20 protein-coding genes are annotated in these 23355 nt (G+C 57.4%); 14 read left to right on the top strand and 6 right to left on the bottom strand.

Annotated elements, in window-relative coordinates:
- Positions 1–194: 194 nt before the first annotated feature.
- The 4 genes from GOX66_RS06760 to GOX66_RS06745 form a co-directional block, all read right to left on the bottom strand.
- The gene (locus tag GOX66_RS06760; protein WP_170760904.1) at positions 195–974 is read right to left on the bottom strand and encodes an IclR family transcriptional regulator; all 780 of its coding nucleotides are present in this window, start codon (positions 972–974) and stop codon (positions 195–197) included.
- 11 nt (positions 975–985) lie between these two features.
- The gene (locus GOX66_RS06755) at positions 986–2344 is read right to left on the bottom strand and encodes a TRAP transporter large permease (RefSeq protein WP_170760902.1); all 1359 of its coding nucleotides are present in this window, start codon (positions 2342–2344) and stop codon (positions 986–988) included.
- The gene (locus GOX66_RS06750; RefSeq protein ID WP_170760901.1) at positions 2344–3009 is read right to left on the bottom strand and encodes a TRAP transporter small permease; all 666 of its coding nucleotides are present in this window, start codon (positions 3007–3009) and stop codon (positions 2344–2346) included. Before GOX66_RS06750 ends, GOX66_RS06755 begins: the two co-directional genes overlap by 1 nt.
- Positions 3010–3076: 67 nt before the next feature.
- A complete protein-coding gene (locus GOX66_RS06745; RefSeq protein ID WP_170760899.1) occupies positions 3077–4315 on the bottom strand; it encodes a TRAP transporter substrate-binding protein in 1239 nt (412 codons plus the stop codon).
- Between the two features lie 110 nt (positions 4316–4425).
- On the opposite strand from GOX66_RS06745, the gene GOX66_RS06740 reads away from it, so the two are divergent.
- Positions 4426–6018 carry a GMC family oxidoreductase gene (locus tag GOX66_RS06740; protein WP_170760897.1) on the top strand — a complete coding sequence of 531 codons (1593 nt, stop codon included), beginning with the start codon at positions 4426–4428 and terminating at the stop codon, positions 6016–6018.
- A 313-nt stretch (positions 6019–6331) separates the two neighbouring features.
- Here GOX66_RS06740 and GOX66_RS06735 read toward each other — a convergent pair whose 3' ends face one another.
- Together GOX66_RS06735 and acdA are read right to left on the bottom strand one after the other, a co-directional pair.
- Positions 6332–7084 (bottom strand): phosphatase PAP2 family protein, encoded by a 753-nt coding sequence (locus GOX66_RS06735; RefSeq protein ID WP_170760894.1) that lies wholly within the window; start codon positions 7082–7084, stop codon positions 6332–6334.
- A 176-nt stretch (positions 7085–7260) separates the two neighbouring features.
- A complete protein-coding gene (gene acdA, locus GOX66_RS06730) occupies positions 7261–8490 on the bottom strand; it encodes a 3-sulfinopropanoyl-CoA desulfinase (protein WP_170760891.1) in 1230 nt (409 codons plus the stop codon).
- 95 nt (positions 8491–8585) lie between these two features.
- Between acdA and GOX66_RS06725 the strand changes: the two genes are divergently transcribed.
- The 13 genes from GOX66_RS06725 (at position 8586) to GOX66_RS06665 (ending at position 23352) form a co-directional block, all read left to right on the top strand.
- Positions 8586–9476: a LysR family transcriptional regulator gene (locus GOX66_RS06725; RefSeq protein WP_170760889.1), complete on the top strand. Its 891-nt coding sequence runs from the start codon at positions 8586–8588 to the stop codon at positions 9474–9476.
- Between the two features lie 165 nt (positions 9477–9641).
- Positions 9642–11105, top strand: coding sequence for an SLC13 family permease (locus GOX66_RS06720; protein WP_170760886.1), 1464 nt, complete (start codon positions 9642–9644; stop codon positions 11103–11105).
- A 290-nt stretch (positions 11106–11395) separates the two neighbouring features.
- Positions 11396–12487, top strand: a complete 1092-nt coding sequence (locus tag GOX66_RS06715) for an MHYT domain-containing protein (RefSeq protein ID WP_170760883.1) — start codon at positions 11396–11398, stop codon at positions 12485–12487.
- Positions 12488–12626: 139 nt separating this feature from the next.
- Positions 12627–13460, top strand: a complete 834-nt coding sequence (locus GOX66_RS06710) for an FAD binding domain-containing protein (protein ID WP_170760880.1) — start codon at positions 12627–12629, stop codon at positions 13458–13460.
- 12 nt (positions 13461–13472) lie between these two features.
- A complete protein-coding gene (locus GOX66_RS06705) occupies positions 13473–13967 on the top strand; it encodes a (2Fe-2S)-binding protein (RefSeq protein ID WP_170760878.1) in 495 nt (164 codons plus the stop codon).
- Positions 13964–16381 (top strand): aerobic carbon-monoxide dehydrogenase large subunit, encoded by a 2418-nt coding sequence (locus tag GOX66_RS06700; RefSeq protein WP_170760875.1) that lies wholly within the window; start codon positions 13964–13966, stop codon positions 16379–16381. Before GOX66_RS06705 ends, GOX66_RS06700 begins: the two co-directional genes overlap by 4 nt.
- Positions 16382–16434: 53 nt before the next feature.
- Positions 16435–17301, top strand: a complete 867-nt coding sequence (locus GOX66_RS06695; protein ID WP_170760873.1) for an AAA family ATPase — start codon at positions 16435–16437, stop codon at positions 17299–17301.
- Complete coding sequence (locus tag GOX66_RS06690; RefSeq protein WP_170760870.1) at positions 17301–18488, top strand: vWA domain-containing protein; 1188 nt, start codon at positions 17301–17303, stop codon at positions 18486–18488. The genes GOX66_RS06695 and GOX66_RS06690 overlap by 1 nt, the downstream gene beginning before the upstream one ends.
- Positions 18489–18500: 12 nt before the next feature.
- Positions 18501–19313 carry an XdhC family protein gene (locus GOX66_RS06685; protein WP_170760868.1) on the top strand — a complete coding sequence of 271 codons (813 nt, stop codon included), beginning with the start codon at positions 18501–18503 and terminating at the stop codon, positions 19311–19313.
- A 106-nt stretch (positions 19314–19419) separates the two neighbouring features.
- On the top strand, positions 19420–19872 hold the full coding sequence (locus GOX66_RS06680; protein WP_170760865.1) for an SRPBCC family protein: 453 nt from the start codon (positions 19420–19422) through the stop codon (positions 19870–19872).
- A gap of 113 nt (positions 19873–19985) precedes the next feature.
- Positions 19986–20966 (top strand): hypothetical protein, encoded by a 981-nt coding sequence (locus tag GOX66_RS06675; RefSeq protein WP_170760862.1) that lies wholly within the window; start codon positions 19986–19988, stop codon positions 20964–20966.
- A 461-nt stretch (positions 20967–21427) separates the two neighbouring features.
- A complete protein-coding gene (locus tag GOX66_RS06670; RefSeq protein ID WP_170760860.1) occupies positions 21428–22486 on the top strand; it encodes a glycosyltransferase in 1059 nt (352 codons plus the stop codon).
- Positions 22483–23352 (top strand): sulfotransferase family protein, encoded by an 870-nt coding sequence (locus GOX66_RS06665; RefSeq protein WP_170760857.1) that lies wholly within the window; start codon positions 22483–22485, stop codon positions 23350–23352. Before GOX66_RS06670 ends, GOX66_RS06665 begins: the two co-directional genes overlap by 4 nt.
- The last annotated feature ends 3 nt before the right edge of the window (positions 23353–23355 follow it).

Below are 23355 nucleotides of genomic sequence, written 5' to 3'. Positions count from 1 at the left end.
CCATTGACGGTCGGATCCGATTATTTTGGCCCAGACGATTCCACGTGCGTCTTCACATCTCAACGTGACAATACGCGCAGCCGGTTCACCCTCGGAAAAATGCAGGAATCATACGCGGTTAAGTGGAGGTCCAGGTTGCAGAAAACCGATCAATTTCCTTTGGACCGCCAAATGATTTTGAATCCAGAACCTATCTAAGACGCGAGCAAACCCGAGAGTTTGCGTGCTCCAACCTGCAATAAGGAAAGGAACTGCGTCAAACTTTCCAAGTCGTAGCGTTGGGTTGGCGCATGAACTGACAATGTTGCAACCAGTCTGTCGTGCCCATCCAAAACAGGCACCGCTATGGCCACCATGCCCGGCATAAATTCTTCGTCGTCGGTCGAGTACCCATTTCGCGCAATGCGGATGATTTCGGCGCTTAATGCTTCAGGGTTGATTATGGTTTTTTTGGTATTCTCGTTCAGCTCACGCGCAGAAAGAAAACCGTTCAGTGTGTTTCGGCGAAGCGTAGAAAGGTACATCTTTCCGCTGGCGGTGCAGTGAAACGGAACCTGACTGCCAATGGGCAGCTGAATGCGCAGCGGCCATTTGGTCTCGACCCTATCAAGATAGATCATCCCCTCCCGATCCGGGATGGCAATATTACAGGTTTCGCCGATTTCATCTGCGACGCCGCGCAGGATCGCGAGGCGTGCGGTGCGCAGATGTTCTGACGACATGGTGTTCACGGATAACAACCGCAGGCGCCGGCCCGGACCATAGGACCGGCCATCCAGATCGCGCTGCAAGAACCCCTCAGCCTCGGCAGTTTGCAGCAATCTGTGGACGGTTGGCTTGGCCAGACCCAGCGTTTCGATCAAATCAGCGGGTTTGACCGCCACGCCACGCCGGGCCACCTCTTCCAGTATAAGAAGCAAACGCAGGTTGGTCGGAATCTGGGTTTCTTTGTTTTGTGTATCCGTCTCGGCCATCCTGCAACATTCTAGTTATTTGGCAGCAGGATCAAGGCCAGATCAGGGACCAGCGACACCATTATCCAGACCGAAAGCAACGCTACCAAATACGGCACCGTATAGCGCAATAGCCGGAAATAGGGCACGCCCGTCACACCGGAAGCGACATAAAGGTTCAGCCCGTAAGGCGGCGTGATGAACCCGATTGATGCGCCAACCAGAAAAATCACCGAGAAATGGATTGGATCGACCCCGACGGAGGCGGCGATAGGTGCAAGAATCGGAGCCAGGATGATCGTAACCGGCAGGCTTTCCAGCACCATGCCCGAGAAGAAGACGATTACCATCGATGTGAACAACACGGCGTAGTAGCCCCCCATTGACGTCACAAAATCACCAATGGTCTGCTGGGCGCCAAGCAAGGACAGGATCTGTTGCATGACGACGGATATTGCTATCAGCGGTGCGAGGATGCCGGTGATCTGGGCCGAGCGGATGACGATTGATGGGATTTCGGGGATGGTGAACCCTTCGACTACCAGCATTTCGGCAAAACTCTTGTCGGTGGGTGAGACATCGTCGCGCGCGCCCATGATCCGGTTGATGGGATAGCTGACCAACCCGGCGATCACGCAGAACCCAACCGTCACGCCAGCCGCCTCGGTGGGTGAGAATTTGCCGGTATAGATGCCCCACAGCACCAGACCGATGGCGAAGAAACCGAGCCACGCCCCGAAGGCGGTTTTCAGAACCCGGTTCAGTTGCAACGGGATAAGGTGGCCCCAGCCATTCATGCGGCAGATGATCCAGCAGGCGAATTGCATTCCCATGACCATCAGCGCACCGGGCAGGATACCCGCCACGAACAGCTCGGAAATGGGCAGGTTCATCAGGAATCCGTAGACGATGAAGATGATCGAGGGCGGGATGATGATACCCACCGTACCGCCTGCCGCCGCGGTGGCGGCGCTGAACCGTTCGTCATAGCCACCTTTGACCATTTCCGGGTGCAGCATCGACCCGATTGTTGCCGTCGTCGCAGAGTTGGAGCCCGAGATCGCTGCGAACAGCCCGCACGCCCCTAGCGAGGCCATGGCCAGCCCACCGCGTATCCAACCAAGACAGGAATAGGCAAAATCGCTGAGCCGTCGGGCGATGCCTGATTTGTTGATCAGGTCTCCTGTCAGGATGAACAGGGGCATCGCCAGCAGCGCAAAGCCCTTGTTGAACACGTTCAGCAGTTCTGCCCCCATATTGTCCAGGGTCAGACCCAGCACGAACGAGCATCCGATCACCCAATAGCCGATGACCAGCAGCACGGGCACGCCCAGCATGAACAGAAATGTGACCCCAAGCGAGATCAGTGTGACCATGGTTCCGTCTGTCATCAGTCTGCCCCTATCACGGCCTGCTTGATCAGCGGCTTGCCTGTTTTCCAGTTGTGCAAATCATCGGCGAGGTTCTGAAACACCCGTCCGACCATAAGAAAGAAGGACAGCGGTGCTGCGAGCAGGAACCACCACTGCATGATATTGTCAGTCCCCAGAACGATCTGAAAGTTCGAGGCCGAAAGCGCCACCAGCCGCGTCGTAGTGACGATAACAATGACTGCAAAAATGAACCAAAGGACTGCATCCAGGAACAGACATGCCAATTGTCCGCCACGCGGCATGGCTGTGCGGAATTCGCTGAAGCTCAGATGGGTGCGCAAACGCACGTTATAGGAAGCGCCGAACCAGGCCATGACCATGAACAACAGAGGAGGAATAGTGGTGGACCAGGGCTCCTGATCGTTAAAGACAAACCGGTCAATCACGCCCCAGAAGATAATCAATGCGATGGCCAGGTACGAATAGACCATCACAGCCCGCTCAAAGTGTCGTTCAATGAACGGTACTTTCCGATAGATCAGCATGATGAGTAAGCCACCCAAAGCTGAGACTACTGTGCCGACGACCCAAGTTGCATCAGACTCCAATGCGGATTGAATCTCGAATGAATCCTGGCTGAGAATGGCACTGAAAATCGCACCTACATCTGCCCAAAATGACATGAACCCCGTCCTCCCAGTCGGTGTTAGGTGGAACCGGCCCCTGTCAGGGCCGATTCACAATGTTGTATCAAGCTTCGCCTTTCCACCAACGGCGCGGTTCGACATTTTCCGGCAACGTGTCCGCCGGGATTTCCCGCGCGATATCGTAGATTTCCTGATAGGTATCGATGCCGCCCGCCCATTTGTTCAGCCGTTCGCGCCATTGCGCCCAGGGTTCGGGGTTAAAGTTCGGGGCGCACATCTCTTCCGCCAGCTTGATCTGATCGTCCGCCAGGAAGGCCGGGCGTACGCCGTTTTCGGCAAAGATCGTGTTGGGCAGTTGAGGGTCCGAGAAGCCAACGGTGTTCAGCAGCGCGGCTTCGTTGGCCCCCTGAATCAAGGCCTGAGTGAAATACGAGGACTCCATGACCGCGTCCTGCAGCTCACCGCCGAGCCCGTCAAAGACCTTGGCGGACATCGACGTATGTTCAGTGCCACAGAAGAATTTCAGGTTCACAGATTGCGATACCACAGGCGACATGTTGGCGTAGGCCACGGCCGAGGCCCAGGTTTCCGCCCCGTCGATCAGACCGGTCTTCAGTGCGTCCAGCGTCTCTTCCCACGCAACCGGCACCGGATTCAGGTTCAGCAACTGCATGGCGATCCGGCCAAGCTGCGTGCCCGTCACGCGGTTCTTGGTGCCGAACAGTTCTTCCAATTTGGTGACGGTGGGTTTGTCGGAGAACGTCGAACCCATCTGCAGGCCGCGCAGTTCGCAATGCGTGAACAGGAATTTCAGCCCGTGCCGCTTTTCCAGCGGGTCGCGCAGGATGCGCTGGCTCGCCGGGCTGTAGAAGAAGTGATACTGCGCCGCCCGACCCGGGAACATGTAAGCGTAGTCAAGAACGTTCAGATAGGGCGCGCCACCAGCCGAGTTCTGAGTTGAGGCCGCGTAGATATCGACGATTCCCTGCTGGGTCTTCTCGACACAGCTCAGTTGTCCGCAGATCTGGTTGTCGCCGATGAACTCGATGCGAATCTCGCCATCCGTGCGCTCTTCCAAGTCACGCGCAAACTCAATCGCGCCTGCGCGTTCGATCAGAAGGTTACGGGTGTTGAAGCCCGACGCGCCGAATTTCAGCGTGTGCTTCGGCTCTTTCGAGAATCGCTTTTCGTAGGTCGATTCGGCAGCCTGCGCCAGATTCGCCAGGCTCATCGCCCCGCCGAACCCGCCTGCCGCCAACAGGGTTGAGCTCATGCCGTAACGGCCTGCAACTCGGAAGAAATCCCGCCTTGAAATGCCACTTATTTTCCGTCCGATCTCCATTGCTTACCTCCCTGATTGCAATTATTGAGACGTTTTGTATCAAAAAAGGCTAGTATAGTTGCGGTAATTTGTATAGAGCTTTTTTCCAGCGACCTTAGGAGGAGACAGTCATGGAGGTAGATTATGCAGTCGTCGGGGCCGGTTCTTCGGGCTGTGTTATCGCAAATCGCCTGAGCGCTGATCCCAAAACCACGGTCGCTCTGCTTGAGGCGGGCGGACGTGACACCAATCCATGGATTCACATTCCGGTCGGCTACTTCAAAACAATGCACAACCCGTCCGTTGACTGGTGTTACCGCACCGAGCCCGACCCGGGATTGAACGGGCGATCAATAGACTGGCCGCGCGGAAAGGTGCTGGGCGGATCATCCTCTCTCAATGGTCTTCTCTATGTTCGCGGCCAGAAAGAGGACTACGACCGCTGGCGCCAGATGGGGAATGTAGGCTGGGGGTGGAAAGATGTGCTGCCCCTTTTTAAACGTAGCGAGGACCAGGAACGCGGAGAGGACGCGTTTCACGGCGTTGGTGGCCCGCTCGCAGTGTCGAACATGCGCATTCAGCGCCCCATCTGCGACGCCTGGGTCGCCGCCGCCCAGGAGGCGGGGTACCAATTCAACCCCGATTACAACGGGGCCGATCAGGAAGGTGTCGGCTATTTTCAGTTGACCACACGAAACGGTCGCCGCTGCAGCGCTGCGGTTGCCTACCTCAAGCCAATTCGCAACCGGCAAAACCTGAACATTGTTACCCATGCGCTGGTAACGCGGATCGAACTGGATGGAAAAAGGGCAACCGGGCTTCTCTATCGCGATCGATCGGGCGAAGTGAAGACCATCAAAGTGCGGCGCGAAATCATCTTGTCCGGAGGTGCGATCAACTCACCCCAGATATTGATGTTGTCGGGTATCGGCGACCCGGATCATTTGAAAGCTAACGGTATCGAGCCCGTCCATTCGCTGCCCGGAGTTGGCAAGGGGTTGCAGGATCACCTGCAGGCCCGACTGGTCTTCAAATGCAACGAACCGACACTGAATGATGAAGTACGAAGCTTGTTCAATCAGGCGCGCATTGCGCTAAAATACGCTCTCTTTCGTGCAGGGCCCATGACAATGGCGGCCAGCTTGGCCACTGGTTTCCTGAAAACCCGTCCCGAGGTTCAGTCACCGGACATTCAATTCCACGTTCAACCGTGGTCTGCCGACAGCCCCGGAGAGGGTGTGCATCCGTTTTCCGCATTTACCATGTCCGTTTGCCAGCTTAGGCCGGAAAGCCGGGGCGAACTGCGTCTGGATGGCCCTGACCCAACCAGTTACGTCAAGATCATCCCAAATTACCTGTCGACGGAAACGGATTGCAGAACCATCGTCGACGGGGTGAACATCGCGCGCGGCATTGCCAGGAATAACCCCCTGGCTTCCAAGATTTCGGAAGAGTTCCGACCGACGTCGGATCTGTCTTTCGATGATTACGAAGGCACCCTGGATTGGGCGCGCTCGAACTCTGTCTCTATCTATCACCCGACAGGAACTTGTGCGATGGGTACCTCCGAAAGCGCTGTTGTGGATCCAAGCCTAAGGGTGAATGGGATCAAAAACCTGCGCGTTGCCGATTGTTCGATTATGCCGGAAATCGTCAGCGGAAACACCAACGCCCCAGCGATCATGATTGGGGAAAAGGCCAGTGATTTGCTCTGTGCTAAATAGCGGTTTCGATCTTTAGTTACCAAGATACAGGTGTGCATTCCGCAGATTTGGACACAATGGCATCGAAGCGTGAACGCTAAAGACTGTTCACGCTTCGTCTGCTTCGCAAAAATGGTCTGTGTGCCTGAGGCAGCAGTGAACGACCGCTCTTAACCTCATGCTGCTAAGGGCAGTGCCGACTTATGACAGATTTCTGACGTTGCAGCCGCAATCCCGAGTGGCAGGTTGTTGCGCCAAATTGCCGTTGGTTATCTGCGCTACGAAGGTCCGATTTAGCTTACCAGCCAATCAATCTGACCGCTGACAACAGCATCTATGAGTCCGAACCACCGGTTCCTTCAGCCTGAGACGGCCAACAGCAATTGCTGACTGATTGTTCCGTTGAAATGCGGATTACCGCATCGTGAAACTTGGAGTTAGCCAAAATAGCATCGGAGTACGCGTGCCCGAGGGCCTGGCCGGATACCACGTCAACAGGGTAGTGAACGCCGGCCATTACGCGCCCATAGCCAACCTGATGGGCCAGTTCCATCAGTTCGGCCTCATGCTGTGGAAACACCTCTGAAAGCAGGCGCGCATAGACGATCGCGCGGATCGAATGGCCACTTGGGTATGACGCTACCGGGCGGGCATCCCCGACGGGGTCGATGACTTCATTCACCTGAAAGGGACGCGGCAGGTCATAGACGGACTTTAACGCGTCATAGTCTGCCCTGACCTCGTCGATCGATTGATCGATCACGTCTTTCAGCCCACGCGCATCAACCGAAAACAGGTCTGCGCCAATAATCGGCCAGAACCGATCCACATTCAGTGTTTGTTCGACAAATGCAACGTCGTCATCGGTTCTGGTCTGCTGAGCCCATTCGACAATCTCCATCTGTGTTTGGAACTCCGGACTGTCCAGGGTCGGCGCGGGCGGAATTAGATCCACCGCGTTCACGCTGCCCTCGGGCAGAAACTTCGACTCAGCGGCCTTTAAAGCGACCGGGACTACCAACAGTGTCGCGGCAATCGTTGCGGCTTGCAGGGACTTGGCCAGTCCCGATTTTTGGGCAAGTAACATGATCTCCTCCGATATCCAGCATTGTTGAATAGCAATCTGTTGCGAAAGAGATGGTCGTTCGGCCGGGGCTGGCCAACCTGAACAGGGCCTGTTTGCGCAAGCATGAACAAGGTTTAATCAATCGTTCACGGTAGCCTGGAGAGGGTAAAAGAACTTCAACCGCAAAAGCCCGTATTTCAGACCGCAGCGCTCGGTTCAGAAGACCGGGCCGCCAGTTTCGCGTACCCGTCTCTGGTCTGCGGCGTTTTGATGCCCAGCAAAGCGCCCGCGACCTGAGTTTTCAATATCTGCGCCGTTCCACCGCCAATGGTGAACATACGGACGTCACGATACATCCTTTCGATCGGCTCCTGAGCGCCGTATCCACGCGCGCCAAATATTTGCAGGGCGTCATTAACGACTTTCACTGCCTGTTCGGACGCAAATGCCTTTGCCCGGGCCGCCATCATCATGTCGGGAAACCCAGTCGGCCCCAGCGTCTGGGCGGCTTCGTGCAGCATCAGGCGCGACGCATGGACCGCCGTGTCCATGTCAGCAAACATCCACTGGAGACCCTGAAACTCCTGCAACGGGCGGCCGAACTGATGACGCTCGCGCAGGTATCTTTTCGCATGGTCCAGCGCACCTGACGCAATTCCCATGGCAACCGTTCCGGCACCGACGCGCTGGCTGTTATAGGCGGTCATCAGATCCGCAAAGCCGCGTTTGATCCCCGATGGTGTCATCAGTGCGAAACGCTCATCAACTTCCAGATCGGTAAAACGAAGTTCTGCTTCGGGCATCCCGCAAAGCCCCATGGTCCGTTCGTGGCCAACCACATCGAACCCTTTTGGAGAGATACCGTTTTCGGGATCGTAGTGAACCAGAAAACCGGTTATGCCCTGATCGTTTCCGTCTTCATCCAGAACACGCGCAAAAATTAGATAGAGCCTGGAGACGCCGCCTCCGGTGATCCAATGCTTGGTTCCATTGATCAGGTATTTTCCGTCGACACGCCGCGCCGTTGTCTGCATCTCAGTGGCGGCGCTGCCCGCGTTTGGCTCTGTTATACATATCGCTGGCTTATCCCCTGAAAGGACAAGAGGGGCCACAAAGGCACGTTGTTCATCTGTGCCGTAAGCCATGATTGCACTGATGCCACCCATATTGGCCTCGACCACGATCCGGGCGCTTAACGCGCAGGCTTTGGCAATTTCTTCGACAGCCAGAACAACATCAAGGTACGAGGCCCCGGGACCTCCGAACTTTGTTGGAATGGTCATTCCCATTAGTCCGGCGTCGGTCAGTTCGCGCACATTTTCCCAGCAGTAGTTGCGGGTTTCGTCCCAATGACCCGCTCGTTCTGCGAAGCCGGGTGCCAATTCACGGGCAATTTCCTGATAGGTTTTGGTGCCTTGATCGAGCATTGGGCCATCCTCCCTCATACTCAAGATTATGTGAGGGCGGCTATGTTATTTTCAATCGAATTTACTTTACTATCAAATTAAGATTAATTGAACTTATGCAAATTTCAGCCTTTGAGACACTGGTTGCCATCGCGCAGCACAGTTCATTCTCGCGAACTGCAGAGATCCGCAACATGACCCTGTCTGCAGTCAGCATGCAGATGAAATCTCTGGAAGAGGAACTTGGCGCCTCATTGTTTGATCGCAGGTATCGGCCACCCAAGCTGACCCCATTGGGAATACGGGTGGCTCAGGACGCCCGGACTATTGTCGATGCATTCTCGGTCCTGAAATCGCGCTGTGTGTCCACCGGGGAATTGACAGGGGCTTACCGGATCGGGTTTGTCCCGTCTGCCGGCGCCCGCATCCTGCCCAATTTTCTCAGGACCGCAAAGCAGCTGGCCCCAAAGGCGATGTTCCATACAAGCACCGGGTTGTCCGAAACATTGTGCGAACAGGTTCGAACCGGCCAACTGGATGCGGCCGTCGTAACGGAAATCTCGGACGCGACTTTCGAGCTCTGCTGCGAAACATTGATCCGCGACGAAATGGTGGTTGCAGCGCCGTTGCCCAGCAAGGCCGGGGGATTGATCGAGCTATCTCAGACGCATCCTTTTCTGCATTTCATCCCGTCGTCGGGCATCGGGAAACTGATCGCTCAATATTGCGATCAGATGCAACTGAAATCCAGTGACGTGATTATCCTGGACAGTATCGAAGCCATCGTTAACTGCGTCAAAAACGGGATCGGATACGCGCTTTTGCCGAAGGCGGATGTCATTCGTTACGGTGCTGACCAGGTTCTTGTCCTGCCCTGCGAGCCGCAGCCCTTGTTCCGCAACATTTCGCTGGTGACACGTGAAGACGCCCTTACTGAAACTTGGCGACCAAAGCTGAAATCACTGCTCAAAACAGACCTGACCGATATGGACGAGATGGAGATTTAAGCCAACAAAGTCGTCTGTGGGGCAACCGGTCATTCGAACTGACCGCCCAAATAAGAAACTTGCAGATGACACAAGCGAGATGTTTGCCATAGTCTGACACAGGGCGCGGTCATCGGTACTGCGTAGAAACATCGTCGGTGAATTGTTGCGCCGAAGGTTGGTATCATGCAGGAGATTCAAGTCCGGTCCGCTCGTTCCCGCTGGCGCGTAATAATCTCGCTTATGGCGGGTCCGATCCTGTTTTTTCTGATCCGCATGTTTAACCCACCAGCCGGAATGTCCGAGACAAGCTGGACGTTGCTCGCCTTGCTTGCCTGGATGGTTACCTGGTGGCTCAGTGAGGCGATACCACTTGCGGCCACAGCCTTACTGCCCGTTGTCGTCATGCCTCTGGCCGGAGTTGCCGAGATCGGGACGGTTACACAAGCCTATGGCCATCCCCTGATATTTTTGTTTTTGGGCGGGTTCATGCTGGCCATGGCGATTGAATCTGTTGGCCTCCACCGGCGCATCGCGCTTGCAATCGTTTCAAGGGCCGGTACGGGGCCGCGCAATCTGACGCTCGGCTTCATGATTGCGACCGCATTTCTTTCGATGTGGATCACAAATACCGCGGCAACAATCATGATGTACGCCGTTGCGCTTTCTGTCGTGGATTTTATCAAAAGCAAGGTAGAACCTTCAGACGAGCTACGCCGGTTTTCCGTAGGCCTGATGCTTGCCGTGGCTTACAGCGCATCGATCGGAGGCATGGCGACATTGATCGGGTCGCCCGTCAATGCGTTGCTGGCGACGATCATGTCTGGCGAATACGGCATCACTGTCGAATTCGTCGACTGGCTGATGATCGGCCTGCCAGTGACGGTTGTCATGTTGCTCATTTCCTGGGCATTGCTGAGTTTTGTCCTGTTTCGCTGCGACGGCATGGCGGATACCGATCTGGCTGACGCCGTCCGTGTCGAGCGCGAACGGCTGCCGCCGATGGGGCGTCCGGAAAAGACGGTCGCGGGGGTCTTTGTTCTGGCCGCGGCGGGATGGATATTCGGCGACCAGATCACGTATTTAACCGGATTGCCAATCACGGATACAGGTGTCGCCCTGATCGCCGCATTGCTGCTTTTTGCAACCCCGGTGAACGCAGGTATGACGAAATTCGCTCTGGATTGGCAGACCGCAGTCAAGTTGCCCTGGAACGTGCTGATCCTGATCGGCGGGGGCTTGGCCGTAGCATTGGCGTTTCAAATTACCGGGCTCGCCGACTGGATCGGTGAACAGGTGTCAGGAATAGACATCTCGGTTCTGGCGATGCTGTTTCTGGTTGTCACGATGATGGTCTTTCTTACAGAGATTATGTCAAACCCTGCCTCAGCCGCGACTATTCTGCCGGTGGTTTCGGCCGTTGCCGTTGGTTTCGGTTGGAGCCCCCTATTATTGGCGGTTCCAGCGGCCTTGGCCGCCAATATGTCGTTCATGATGCCAGTCGCAACGGCGCCAAATGCAATTGTGTTTTCAAACCCTGATCTCAAAATCACTGATATGGCGCGAGCGGGCCTTTTTCTCAATCTTTGTGGTATCGCCCTTTGCACCCTCGCGGTCCACTTGGTCTATCGCCCTATTTACGGGTGGTAGCTGTGCCGACTGCTTGAAGAAGCGTTGTAATTTGACCGTTTACGGATAGCGTTCCACCAGCAAAACGGATAGCCGCTTCACCACGGATCTGTTGCCACCTTCCGTCTAGCGCGCCGAAGAGATGGGTATAATGAGATCGCATTCATCCTTCAAAGATCTTCGCGCCAGAGCCGAATGAGTGCTGTCCGCGGGTAAGGGCAGCGCTTGCAAATCGTGACCAACAGTCAATTGTCCCAATCAAATCTGTTTGCTAACGTCGCCCTCGCGTCGGGGAGGGCGCGCAAACCCAAATGCTGGACTATTCGCATAACGCCTGGCTTGTGGCGGCATCGCTGGCCGTGGCGCTGATGGCCGGTTTCACCGGGCTTTACCTGACGCACGGGGCCTCCAAACTGGATGACCAAAGGCGTAAGTTCGTTGTCGCTCTGTCTGCGATCATTCTGGGTGGCGGCATCTGGTCGATGCATTTCGTGGCGATGCTGGGCCTGCAACTGCCCATCCTGTTCTATTACGACGCCTTGATCACTCTGATTTCTGCCTTGGTCGCCATTTTGATGGTCGGACTGGCGTTGCTGCTTTTGCATTTCCGCCCCCGGACGATGCAAACGGTAGTTGGCGCTGGAGTGATTGTGGGGTTGGGAATCGTCGTAATGCACTATGTCGGCATGGCCGGGATGAAGCTTTGCCGCCCGGTCTATACTGCCTGGGACGTGGCGATTTCGACACTCGCCTCAGTCGTGCTGTCCGTACTGGCGATCTGGGTGGCCTATGACAACCGAACGCAGCGCAACATTCTGCTAGGGACAGCATGTTTTGGGTTGGCGGTCTTCACGATGCATTTCGTGGCCGCTGGACTGACCGATTTTGTCGCCAGCGACAGCGCCGGAGGGGCCGGACCCGCGCTGAACAATCAGGTATTGGCGATGGGGGTCACGGTGGCAGTGTTCCTGATCTGCGGCGCGTTCCTTTTGACCGGGATCACCTTCATCGGGTCTGACGCCTCGGACACACGGCCTGACGCCTTCGAACCAGAACCCACGACAGCTTTGCGGGCCGGTGTCCCGTTCGAGCGAGAAGGACAGACCTTTTTTGCCGAACCCGCGCGCATCGCCGCAATCCGGGCCGAAGGGCACTATACCGTGCTTTACATGGGGGTTGAGAAGCTGTTCTGCCCATGGTCGATCACCGAGGCGGAAACGCGCCTGTCACCAGACGGGTTTCTGAGGGCCCATCGCAGCTATCTGGTGAATCCCAAACATGTCTCAAGCTTCGAGCGGCACAAGGATAACGGCACCTGCTTTTTCGACGGCGTGGATGCCCTGAAAAAAGTGCCGGTCAGCCGGTCCCGCCTGACTGACATCCGCAGCGCGCTGGGTCTTTGATCGCATCTCGTGCAGCTTATTCGCATTTCGTGAAACAAGCTGCGCGCCCCGTTTCCTCTTGCTGGAAGGCATAAAGAAGTCGCCGTTTTTCTGACCCCGGGTCCCCAAGGCATATCGCGCGGACCCAGGGAGGAAAAACATGATACCAGCCGGATTCGAGTATCACCGGCCAGGCGACATCGCATCGGCCATCGGCATTCTACAGGAACACGGAGATGAGGCGCGCGTGATTGCGGGCGGGCACAGCCTGATCCCGATGATGAAGCTGCGCATGGCCGAGATGAGTCATCTGGTCGACCTTCAGGCCATAAACGAGTTGAAGGGAATTGAGCTGGGTGCCGACGCCGTTTCGCTGGGCGCGATGGTTACACAGCACGAGTTGATTACCAACGAGGGGTTGGCCGCCGCAATTCCGCTGATCCGTGAGGCCGCTTTGCAGATCGCGGATCCGCAGGTGCGCTATGTGGGCACCGTTGGCGGCAATGTCGCAAATGGTGATCCGGGCAATGACATTCCGGGGCTGATGCAATGTTTGAACGCGACATTTGAGCTTTTCGGTCCGGATGGAACCCGCAGTGTCGCGGCGCGGGACTTTTACGAAGCCGCCTATTTCACTGCTCGCGAAGACGAAGAAATCCTGACCCGGATTTCCATCCCCATACCGGGTGCCGGTGTCGGGCAAGCTTATGAGAAGCAAAAGCGCAAGATCGGGGATTATGCCACGGCGGCCGCAGCGGTGATGGTCGGCAACGGTCAGGCCTCGGTGGCGATGACCAACCTGGCCGACACGCCGGTCTGGTCCGAAGGGGCCAGCACTGCGCTGGCCAACGGCGATGTGGACGGTTGCGTGGCCGCGATGCTCGACGCGATCGATCCGGTGGCCGACAACCGCGGCCCCGTCGAATTCAAGAAACACGTGGCCGCCGTGATGCTGCGCCGCGCCATCAACCGCGCGCAAAGCCGCGCGGGCTGAGGGGAGGGAACAATGTCGAAGATGCACGTTAAACTCACCGTGAACGGCAAAGAGATCGAAGGTCTGGCCGAGCCGCGCACGCTGCTCATTCATTTCCTGCGGGAAGACCTGAATATCACCGGCCCGCATATCGGCTGCGAAACCAGCCATTGCGGGGCCTGCACCGTGGATATCGACGGCAAGTCGGTCAAATCCTGCACAGTCTTTGTGGCGCAGGTGAATGGGGCCGATGTCACCACAGTCGAAGGGCTGACCAATGACGATGGCAGCCTGGGCGTATTGCAAGAGATGTTCCGTGAACATCACGGGCTGCAATGCGGTTTCTGCACACCCGGCATGATCACCCGCGCGCATCGCCTGCTGCAGGAGAACCCCAATCCGACCGAGGAAGAAATTCGCTTTGGCATGTCCGGCAACCTGTGTCGCTGCACGGGGTATCAGAACATCGTCAAGGCGATCTCGGCTGCTGCCGACGTGCTGAACGCTCAGAAGGAGGCTGCGGAATGAACGACCAGGCTCTGACCCCCGAAGAACGTGCCGCCAATCTCAAAGGGATGGGCTGCGCCCGCAAGCGTGTTGAGGACGTGCGCTTAACTCAGGGCAAAGGCAACTATGTCGACGACATCAAGCTGGACGGGATGCTGTTCGGCGCTTTTGTCCGCTCACCCTATGCCCATGCCCGCGTTGTCAGTGTGAACAAAGAGGCCGCGCTGGCCATGCCCGGTGTTGTAGCGGTGCTGACCGCCGAAGACCTGTCGCCGCTGGGCCTGCACTGGATGCCGACCCTGGCGGGTGACAAGCAGATGGTTCTGGCCGATGGCAAGGTGCTGTTCCAGGGCCAAGAGGTGGCCTTTGTGGTAGCCGAGGACCGGTATATCGCGGCGGACGCCGTCGAACTGGTCGAGGTGGAATACGAAGAACTGCCCGTCATCACCGACCCGTTCGAAGCGCTGAAATCCGATGTTGTTTTGCGCGAGGACCTTGAAGGCCAGACCGAGGGCGCGCACGGCCCCCGGAAACATCACAACCACATCTTCACATGGGAACAGGGCGACAAGGATGCGACCGAGGCCGTATTGGCCGAGGCCGATGTGGTGGCTGAAGAGATGATCTATTATCACCGCACCCATCCCTGCCCGTTGGAAACCTGCGGGTCCGTGGCCAGCATGGACAAGGTGACCGGCAAGCTGACGCTGTATGGAACCTTTCAGGCTCCGCATGCGATCCGCACCGTTGTTTCACTGATCTCTGGTCTGGCCGAGCACAATATCCGCGTCATCAGCCCGGATATCGGCGGCGGGTTTGGCAACAAGGTGGGCGCTTATGCGGGCTATGTCTGCTCGGTTGTCGCATCGATTGTCACCGGCAAGCCGGTGAAATGGGTCGAGAACCGGATGGAAAACCTGATGTCCACCGCCTTTGCCCGTGATTACTGGATGCAGGGCAAGATCGCCGCCACCAAGGATGGCAAGATCACCGGATTGTGGTGTCATACAACGGCGGATCACGGAGGATTTGACGCCTGTGCCGACCCGACCAAGTTCCCCGCGGGGTTCATGAACATCTGTACCGGGTCATACGACATCCCCACCGCCTATCTGGCCGTGGACGGTGTCTATACCAACAAGGCACCGGGAGGGGTGGCCTATCGGTGCTCGTTCCGGGTGACCGAGGCTGCGTATTTCATCGAACGGATGATTGAGGTTCTGGCCATCAAGCTGAACATGGACGCGGCCGAGCTGCGCCGGATCAACTTCATCAGGGCCGATCAGTTCCCGTATCAGTCGGCGCTGGGCTGGGAATATGACTCGGGCGATTATCACACCGCATGGGACAAGGCGCTGAAGGCAGTGGATTACGAAGGTCTGCGGGCGGAACAGGCGCAGCGGATCGAGGATTTCAAAGCCGGTAAAACCCGCAAACTGCTGGGGATCGGTTTGACGCATTTCACCGAAATTGTTGGGGCCGGCCCGGTGAAGAACTGCGATATCCTCGGGCTGGGCATGTTCGATTCGTGTGAGATCCGAATACATCCGACCGGATCCGCCATCGCGCGACTGGGAACCATCAGTCAGGGTCAGGGACATGCCACGACCTTTGCCCAGATCATCGCCAGTGAGATCGGACTGCCCGCCGATGACATCACGCTGGAGGAAGGTGACACGGACACAGCGCCGTATGGGCTTGGGACCTATGGGTCACGGTCGACGCCCGTGGCCGGAGCGGCGACGGCAATGGCCGCGCGCAAGATCCGCGCCAAGGCCCAGATGATCGCGGCCTATCTGCTGGAGGTCCACGACAACGACGTCGAATGGGACGTGGATCGGTTCACGGTCAAAGGCGCGCCCGAGCGGTTCAAGACCATGAAGGAAATTGCCTTCGCCGCCTATAACCAGGCTATTCCGGGGTTAGAACCCGGTCTGGAGGCGGTCAGCTACTACGACCCGCCGAATATGACTTACCCGTTTGGGGCCTATATCTGTGTCATGGAGATCGACGTGGATACCGGCGAATGGGAGGTTCGGCAGTTTTATGCGCTGGATGATTGCGGTACCCGGATCAACCCGATGATCATCGAGGGGCAGGTCCATGGAGGCGTAACCGAAGCGCTGGCCATCGCGATGGGGCAGGAGATTGCCTATGACGAGATGGGCAATGTCAAGACCGCCACCCTGATGGATTTTTTCCTGCCGACCGCATGGGAGACGCCCAACTACACCACCGATCACACGGTGACCCCCTCGCCACACCACCCGATCGGCGCCAAAGGTGTGGGCGAAAGCCCGAATGTGGGCGGCGTGCCCGCATTCTCGAACGCTGTGCATGATGCATTCCGGCCATTTGGCCTTGTTCAGAGCCACATGCCGCATGATCATTGGCGCATTTGGAAGATCGCCAACGGTCTCGGAATGCACGGCTGAAACGACAGGCCGCCGTGCCGGAACTCGGCGCGGCGGCAATTCGGGAGAATGGCATGAGCTTGCAGGACATTCAGCAGGGACTTGCGCAAGTGGGCTATGTCGCCGACGACCGCCTGGCGATGGCGCTGCATCTGGCGCAGACGCTGGGCCGTCCACTACTGCTGGAAGGCCCGGCTGGCGTTGGCAAGACCGAAGTCGCCAAGGCGCTGGCTGCCCAACGGGACGCACGCCTGATCCGGTTGCAATGCTACGAAGGTCTGGACGCCAGCCATGCCATTTATGAGTGGAACTATCAGCGCCAGCTTTTGGCCATTCGCGCCAGCGAGGCCCAGGGCGGAACCAGCGAGGCACAGCTGTTCACCGATGCCTACCTGCTCAAACGCCCCTTGCTGGAGGCGATCACTGAAGACGAGCCGCCCGTCCTGTTGATCGATGAAATCGACCGCGCGGACGAGGAATTCGAAGCCTACCTGCTTGAGATACTCTCAGACTTTCAGATCACCATCCCCGAGCTTGGTACCATCAAAGCGCGTTCGCGGCCCATCGTGATCCTGACGGCGAATGGGACCCGGGACCTGTCGGACGCATTGCGCCGCAGGTGCCTGTACAGCTTCCTCGATTACCCGCCGCGTGAAACCGAACTGGCCATTTTGCGCGCCCACATGCCTCAGATCGAAGGGTTGTTGGCACGCCAGATCATCGGTGTCGTGCAGGCGCTGCGCAAAGAAGATCTGGAGAAAACCCCCGGCATCGCCGAGATGCTGGATTGGGCGGCCGCGCTGTCGGGACTTGGAGTCAACGATATGGCGCGATCCCGGGATGAAGTGCAGGCAACCCTTGTCTGCTTGCTGAAAACCGCAGCCGACTATGATGCCGCCCCACCTGAGGTGATGGGTCGGCTGATCGGCAAGGTGGCCTGATGCGGGTCACCCGGTTTCCCTCCCGTGCCGCCGGTCTGGCAGATCGCATGTCCGGTTTCATTGCGCATCTGCGGATGAACGGGATGCGTGTCGGGCCTGCGGAAACCGCCGATGCGCTGGCCGCCTTGACGACCGTTGAGGCGACGGATGCCAAACAGGCTCGGCAAGCCCTGTGCGTCCTGCTTGCGGGCGACGCTGACGACTGGCGCCGGTTTGATGAACTGTTCGATGCCTTTTGGTTCAACGCCGGGAAACAACGCGCAGAAACGGCGTCAACCGAACATGTCCGTGTGCAATCCGCCAAACCGATGATCTGGCAGAAGCAGACCGGGGAAGCTCAGGAAACAGAATCCGATACGGATCAGGTCGCCGCGCCTGATCCGGGCGACGGGGAGGCCGCGGGGAGAGACGGGAAGCTGATTGCGACCCGTGCGGCCAACCTGTCGCGTCGGGATTTGCGCGAGGTGATTGATGAAGAGGCTCTGAAGCAGGCGGAAAAAGCTGCAATGATCTTGGCGCGCGCCATTCGGGACCGTCGGTCCCGCAGGCGTAAACAGGCGCTGCGCGGTCCCGCGTTGGATATGCGGCGGATACAACGCGCCTGTCTGGCGCGTGGTGGAGAGCCGATGGACCTGTATCGTCGCGCCCGTCCGCCGCGCCCGATGCGGATCGTCGCCCTATGTGACGTTAGTGGTTCGATGACCGTCTATTCGCGCGTGTTTCTGGCCTTTCTCAAAGGTTTGATCGGCAGCGGAACCGAAGCGGATGCATATCTTTTCCATACGCGCCTGATGCGCGTCACCGATGCACTCCGCGACCACGACACTTTGCGTGCCGCTGGTCGGTTGTCGCTGATGGCCGAAGGGTTTGGCGGTGGCACCGATATTTCAGGCAGTCTGGATAGTTTTCTGACCGGCTATGGCGCGCGGGCGCTGAACGGGCGGACGGTCGTACTGATCCTGTCCGATGGCTATTGCAGTTCCGACCCGCAGGCGCTGGGCGATGTGCTGGCGCGCATCCGGCGCAAAGTCCGGCGGATCGTCTGGCTGAACCCTCTGAAAGGCTGGCGCGACTATAAGCCCGTCGCAGCCGCGATGCAGGCGGCTGAACCCTATCTGGACGCACATCTGCCCGCCAATACGCTGGCAGCGCTGGCAGCGCTGGAACCGCAATTTCGAAAGCTGTGAAAGGAATCTGACATGGCAAATTTCGACATATTCGACACCATCGAACAGCTGCGTCAGACGGATGAAGCCTTCTGTGTGGCAACGGTTTTGCGCACGGCGAATGCGACCTCGGCCAAGGCCGGGGGAAAGGCCGCGGTCACCAAAGACGGACGTATTCTAGGCCATCTCGGCGGGGCCTGCGTCCAGCGCGCGGTGCGAACTTCGGCTCTTCAGGCATTGGCCAGCGGTGCGCCGCAGATGATCCGGGTCAAACCGTCGGAAAGGGTGGTGAACATGATCGATCCTGACGGGGTGCAGACCTTCAAAAGCGGATGTCCTTCGGGTGGTACAGTCGATCTGCTGGTGGAGCCGTATCAACATGCCCCCCGTTTGGTGATCTTTGGCGAGTCGCCAATCGCCACGGCGCTGGCTACGCATGGTGCACTGGCCGGTTTTCGCATCTGCGTCACTGAAGGGGCTGAAGGCAACGTTGGCTATGAGACGTTCGCGCCCGGCGCGATCACTCAGTTGGGTATCGAAGCGCGGGATTTCGTTGTCGTGGCCTCGCAGGGGCGCGGGGACGCGGACGCCCTGAAAGCCGCCCTGCAAACCGATGCGATCCACGTTTCTATGGTGGCCAGCCGCCGAAAGGCTGATACGCTGACGGCGAAACTCATCACTCAGGGGCTGGACCCGGTACGCGCTGCACAGCTTAAATCCCCGGCTGGGCTGGATATACACGCGATTGACCCGCACGAAATCGCCCTGTCGATCCTTGCCGAGATCGTGTTGTGGCGGAACACCGACAAGAGGAAGGAGGCGTCTGATGATGAAAAACGTGCTTAACCGCCTAAAGGCCCTTTGGCCGTCTCGTCCGGAACAAACTCCGGAAGAAGCTGCCGAGACCGCAATTCTGGTTTATCCAAGATGTTGTTGAACGAAGGAAACATGAATGGAACTCAGTGACGAAATCCGCATCGCGGCACCTCGGGATGTTGTATATCAGGCTCTGAATGATCCCGAAATCCTGAAGGAATGCATTCCGGGTTGCGAGGAACTGATCCAGAACTCTCCCGAAGAGCTCGAGGCAAAAGTTGTTCTCAAGATCGGCCCGGTCAAAGCGAAATTTGCCGGTGAGGTCACGCTGAACAATTCAAATGCGCCCGACGGGTTTTCCCTGACCGGAGAAGGCAAAGGCGGGGCGGCAGGTTTTGCCAAGGGCGGTGCCGAAGTCACCCTTACTGAAGATGGGGATGAAACCGTTCTGGCTTATACTGCCAAGGTCGAGGTCGGCGGCAAGATCGCGCAGTTGGGCAGCCGCCTGATCGCAGGGACGGCCAAAAAGCTTTCAGGCAAATTCTTCACCCGATTTGGTGAGGTTGTTTCGGAACAATCGGTGTCCTGACCACAGCTTCACACCCCCAGCATCCTGCCCCGGCGTCTCGGTTACTGATCAATACAGTTGACGACAGTGCCAATCAGCGCAATCACCATGACATCCCATAGCAGGAGGCCAGGGTGCGAAGCCAAGCACAGTTGGAAAAACTAGAAGATTGGGTGGCGAACAAACCCAATGACCTGCCAGCAATCCGGCAACTGGTCACGCTTTTGGAATTGCCTGATCCCGGGGCCGCGCCTTCAGGTGCTTTTGGCAAAGCACAGACCCGGATCGGCAGGTCTCTGAAACCCGGATGGCAAAAGTCCTTTCTGGACTCTGCGCGCAGTGCCGAGGCCTATGGGCAATGGCTGGACATCTTGAATTCTGCCCGGATCCAGCATGCCGTACCCATCGGGCAGGTTTTTTCCGGCAAGGTCATGACCATAAAGGGGCAGCATCTATATTGTGGGGAAAAGCTGAAGTTCTTCAAGGAAACCAGCGTGATACCAGCTCTGTGTCACGACTGCTACAAGGTTCAGATACTGCCGGAAAACCTCGAGGCGATGTTCCAAACCTATTTCCTGCTGCTCAATCTCGACTTGCCGGGTGACAATGCCAGAAAATGCATGATCGAGCTGCGCGACGGTATCAAGTTCCCGTATAAAGCCTATATTTTTTGCGAAAGCATTGCCGAGGTGAAAGCCAGTCTAGCGGCGTTTCAGGATATACAGGCGAAATTTGGAATTCGGGGTGTGCATTCAAAAATCTCTCACGGCTGCTCCGAGTACGGTCTGGAATACCCGGAGTTCAAATATTCTGAGACAGAAGATCAGAACCGCTTTGAAACTCCGGCCGGATGGCGGGACGTTGAGGACAAGCACTTCGGGCGTCTGAAACTTCCACCGCCGCAGACACACACTAAAACGAAACTACTGATCAGCCTGCGGGATGTGTTCGCGTTCCGTACGTGGGTCAAATACGCCGAATTGATCGGTGACAAATCCTGTCGGAGGTATCAGGCCGCAATTGGCCCCGATCTGCCCGCGCCGTTTGTGAAGCGGGTGAAAGGGCAGGCCGAGCTCAGGCATCATGAGATGCTGGAACTGGCCGCGCAACCGTGATGGGCCGGAGTGCGTTCGCACATCGCTGCAAATGTTGGAACCGATGCGCGGTGCGGTCCTGTCCAGGCCGGCGACGGGTTCGATCTGGGAACGGCCTTCTAGAGGAGACGTGCCAGACTAAAGCACGGTGACCGGCGGGACAAAGCACTGGAGCCCGACAGCTCTCGAAGTTGCTCCAAATGTCGGCAAACAGACTTGTTAGCATAAGTCTTCGCGATGGAGGTGATGTAGCGTGGCCATTGGAGGCTGAATCTACCTATGGTAACGGATGAGCGAATTCATTATCACCAAGTGAATTGGCGATGTAATTGAAATCTTCTTGAGGCATTTCTATGAAGCAGCTGCTTTGAAATAGGTGGAGTTTGGAAGCGCGAGAAATTTTTGCTTCGAACTAATGATGAGACCCTTAAAGTCCTTGACCAAAACACAATTTTACTTTCCGGACCTGCATAAGTCACAAGATGCCGACAGACACCTCAACCCGCAAAATAGTCGTGGCATGCCCTTGCCTGAACGAAGCCAACCGGGCCGTTGAGGCCATTACCTCTTTGCTTGATGACAAAAGGGCTGCTGATTTCGACATCCTGTTGCTTGATGGAGGCAGCACGGACGGCACTCAGGAAGAAGTGCGCGCCGCCTTCGGTGATCGGGTCGAAATCGTACACAATGTTCACCGGTTACAGGCCCACGCCATGAACATGGCCGCCGGGATCGCTATCGAACGTGGAGCCGAGTTTCTGGTGAGGGCTGATCTCCACGCCAGATACCCCAGTGACTTCATCTCGAAACTATGTGCCACAGCGCAGAAGACGAACGCCAACAGTGTGGTTGTGACGATGCGCACGCAAGGCGGAAACAGGGTTCAGAATGCGGCCAGGTTTCTGTTCTCGACCTGGCTTGGCAATGGGGGCGCGCACCATCGCGCCGAAGGTTTCAGGGGGTGGGTCGAGCACGGGCATCACGCCCTGTTCAGGGTCGAGGATTTTGCCCGGGTCGGCGGCTATGACCCCGAGTTTGCGGCTAATGAAGATGCCGAATTTGACCTGCGCCTTGTCCGTGCGGATGGGCGGATTTTCCTCGAGGACGATGCCGCCATCGACTATTTTCCGCGCCCGACCTTGAGAGGCTCTTTCAAGCAGTTTTTCCGCAACGGGCGATACCGCGTCTGGACAGCCGTGAAGCACAGGGAAAGGCTGGGTAAACGTCAACTGTTGCCTATGGCAATTGCGCCGATTCTGGTGCTGTCTGCAATGATTGCGTTGGTAACGCCCTGGGCACTAGTAATACCTGCCAGCTATATTGCGCTTGTCTTCTTCCTGGCTTGGCACGGTGCGCAGTGCGCACGGCCCGCTGTGCCTTCTTCGGTCTGGGGGCTGGCCGCACTTCTGGCAATAGTAATCCATATCGGTTTCAGTGCCGGTGCGTTGCGCGGGCTGCAGGATCTGTACGGTGCCCGTCGGGCGCAAGCAAACCGTCTGCAACGCCGGGACCACCCAGATTTGAGAGTGACTTTGCAATGACTTCCAATCTTTTCCTCGTCGCGGCGCCAAGGTCTGGCTCGACGCAACTATCTGCATGGCTGGCGTCCCACCCGGACGTGGACCTGCCGACAATCAAGGAACCCAATTTCTTTTCTCAGCATGAGTTTCCGGCCGATTACGTTGCCAGGCACCATCTGAACGACGTGGACCCGGCCCGCTATGTGGCCCAGCGATCCGCCAAGGTGATGCAATTTGCGATATTTCGAGAGTCTGAGCATTATGACTACTTGTTTCAGGGGCTGGCAGCCCGCTGGCGCATGGATGCCTCAACAACCTACCTGCATTGCCCGGAAGCCGCACAAAGTATCCGCGACCACGCGCCCGATGCCAAGGTCATCCTGCTGACCCGGAACCCGGTGGCGCGCGCGCTGTCGCACTACCGCCTGGCCACACGCACCGGCCGCACCACAAGGTCATTGCGCGAGGAGATTCAGGCGGAAGCCAGCGGAGAAACGCCGTTGCCGGGCCGTTTCCTTCTGCGTCAAAGCCGGTACGACGACGCCGTTTACAGATACCGCGAAGTCTTTGGCCCGGACAATCTGCTGGAACTCACCTTTGAGGATTTGGTCAGCAATGTCGACGCTACGCTGGCGCAGGTTGCTGCATTTCTTGAAATTGATCCCGGCCAATTTGACACGGCCGTCGACAGCCAGAACGCAGGCGACGCGCCGCGTTTCAAAGCTCTTAACGCCTTCCTGATGACCTCGGGCCTCAAAACTCATCTGCGTCAACTGCTGCCCGTCAGTTTAAAGCGCAAACTGAAAGCGGTTTACTTTAAGCCCAACACGGAGCAGGTCAGCGACACGGACAAGGAACTATTGCGTCAGCATCTGGAGTTGGGCTAGGCC

This window comes from Ruegeria lacuscaerulensis, from assembly GCF_013031245.1.
Taxonomy (GTDB): Bacteria; Pseudomonadota; Alphaproteobacteria; order Rhodobacterales; family Rhodobacteraceae; genus Ruegeria; species Ruegeria lacuscaerulensis_C.
The sequence above is the reverse complement of the archived record's forward strand: the minus strand, read 5'-3'. Positions and strand labels throughout refer to the sequence as shown.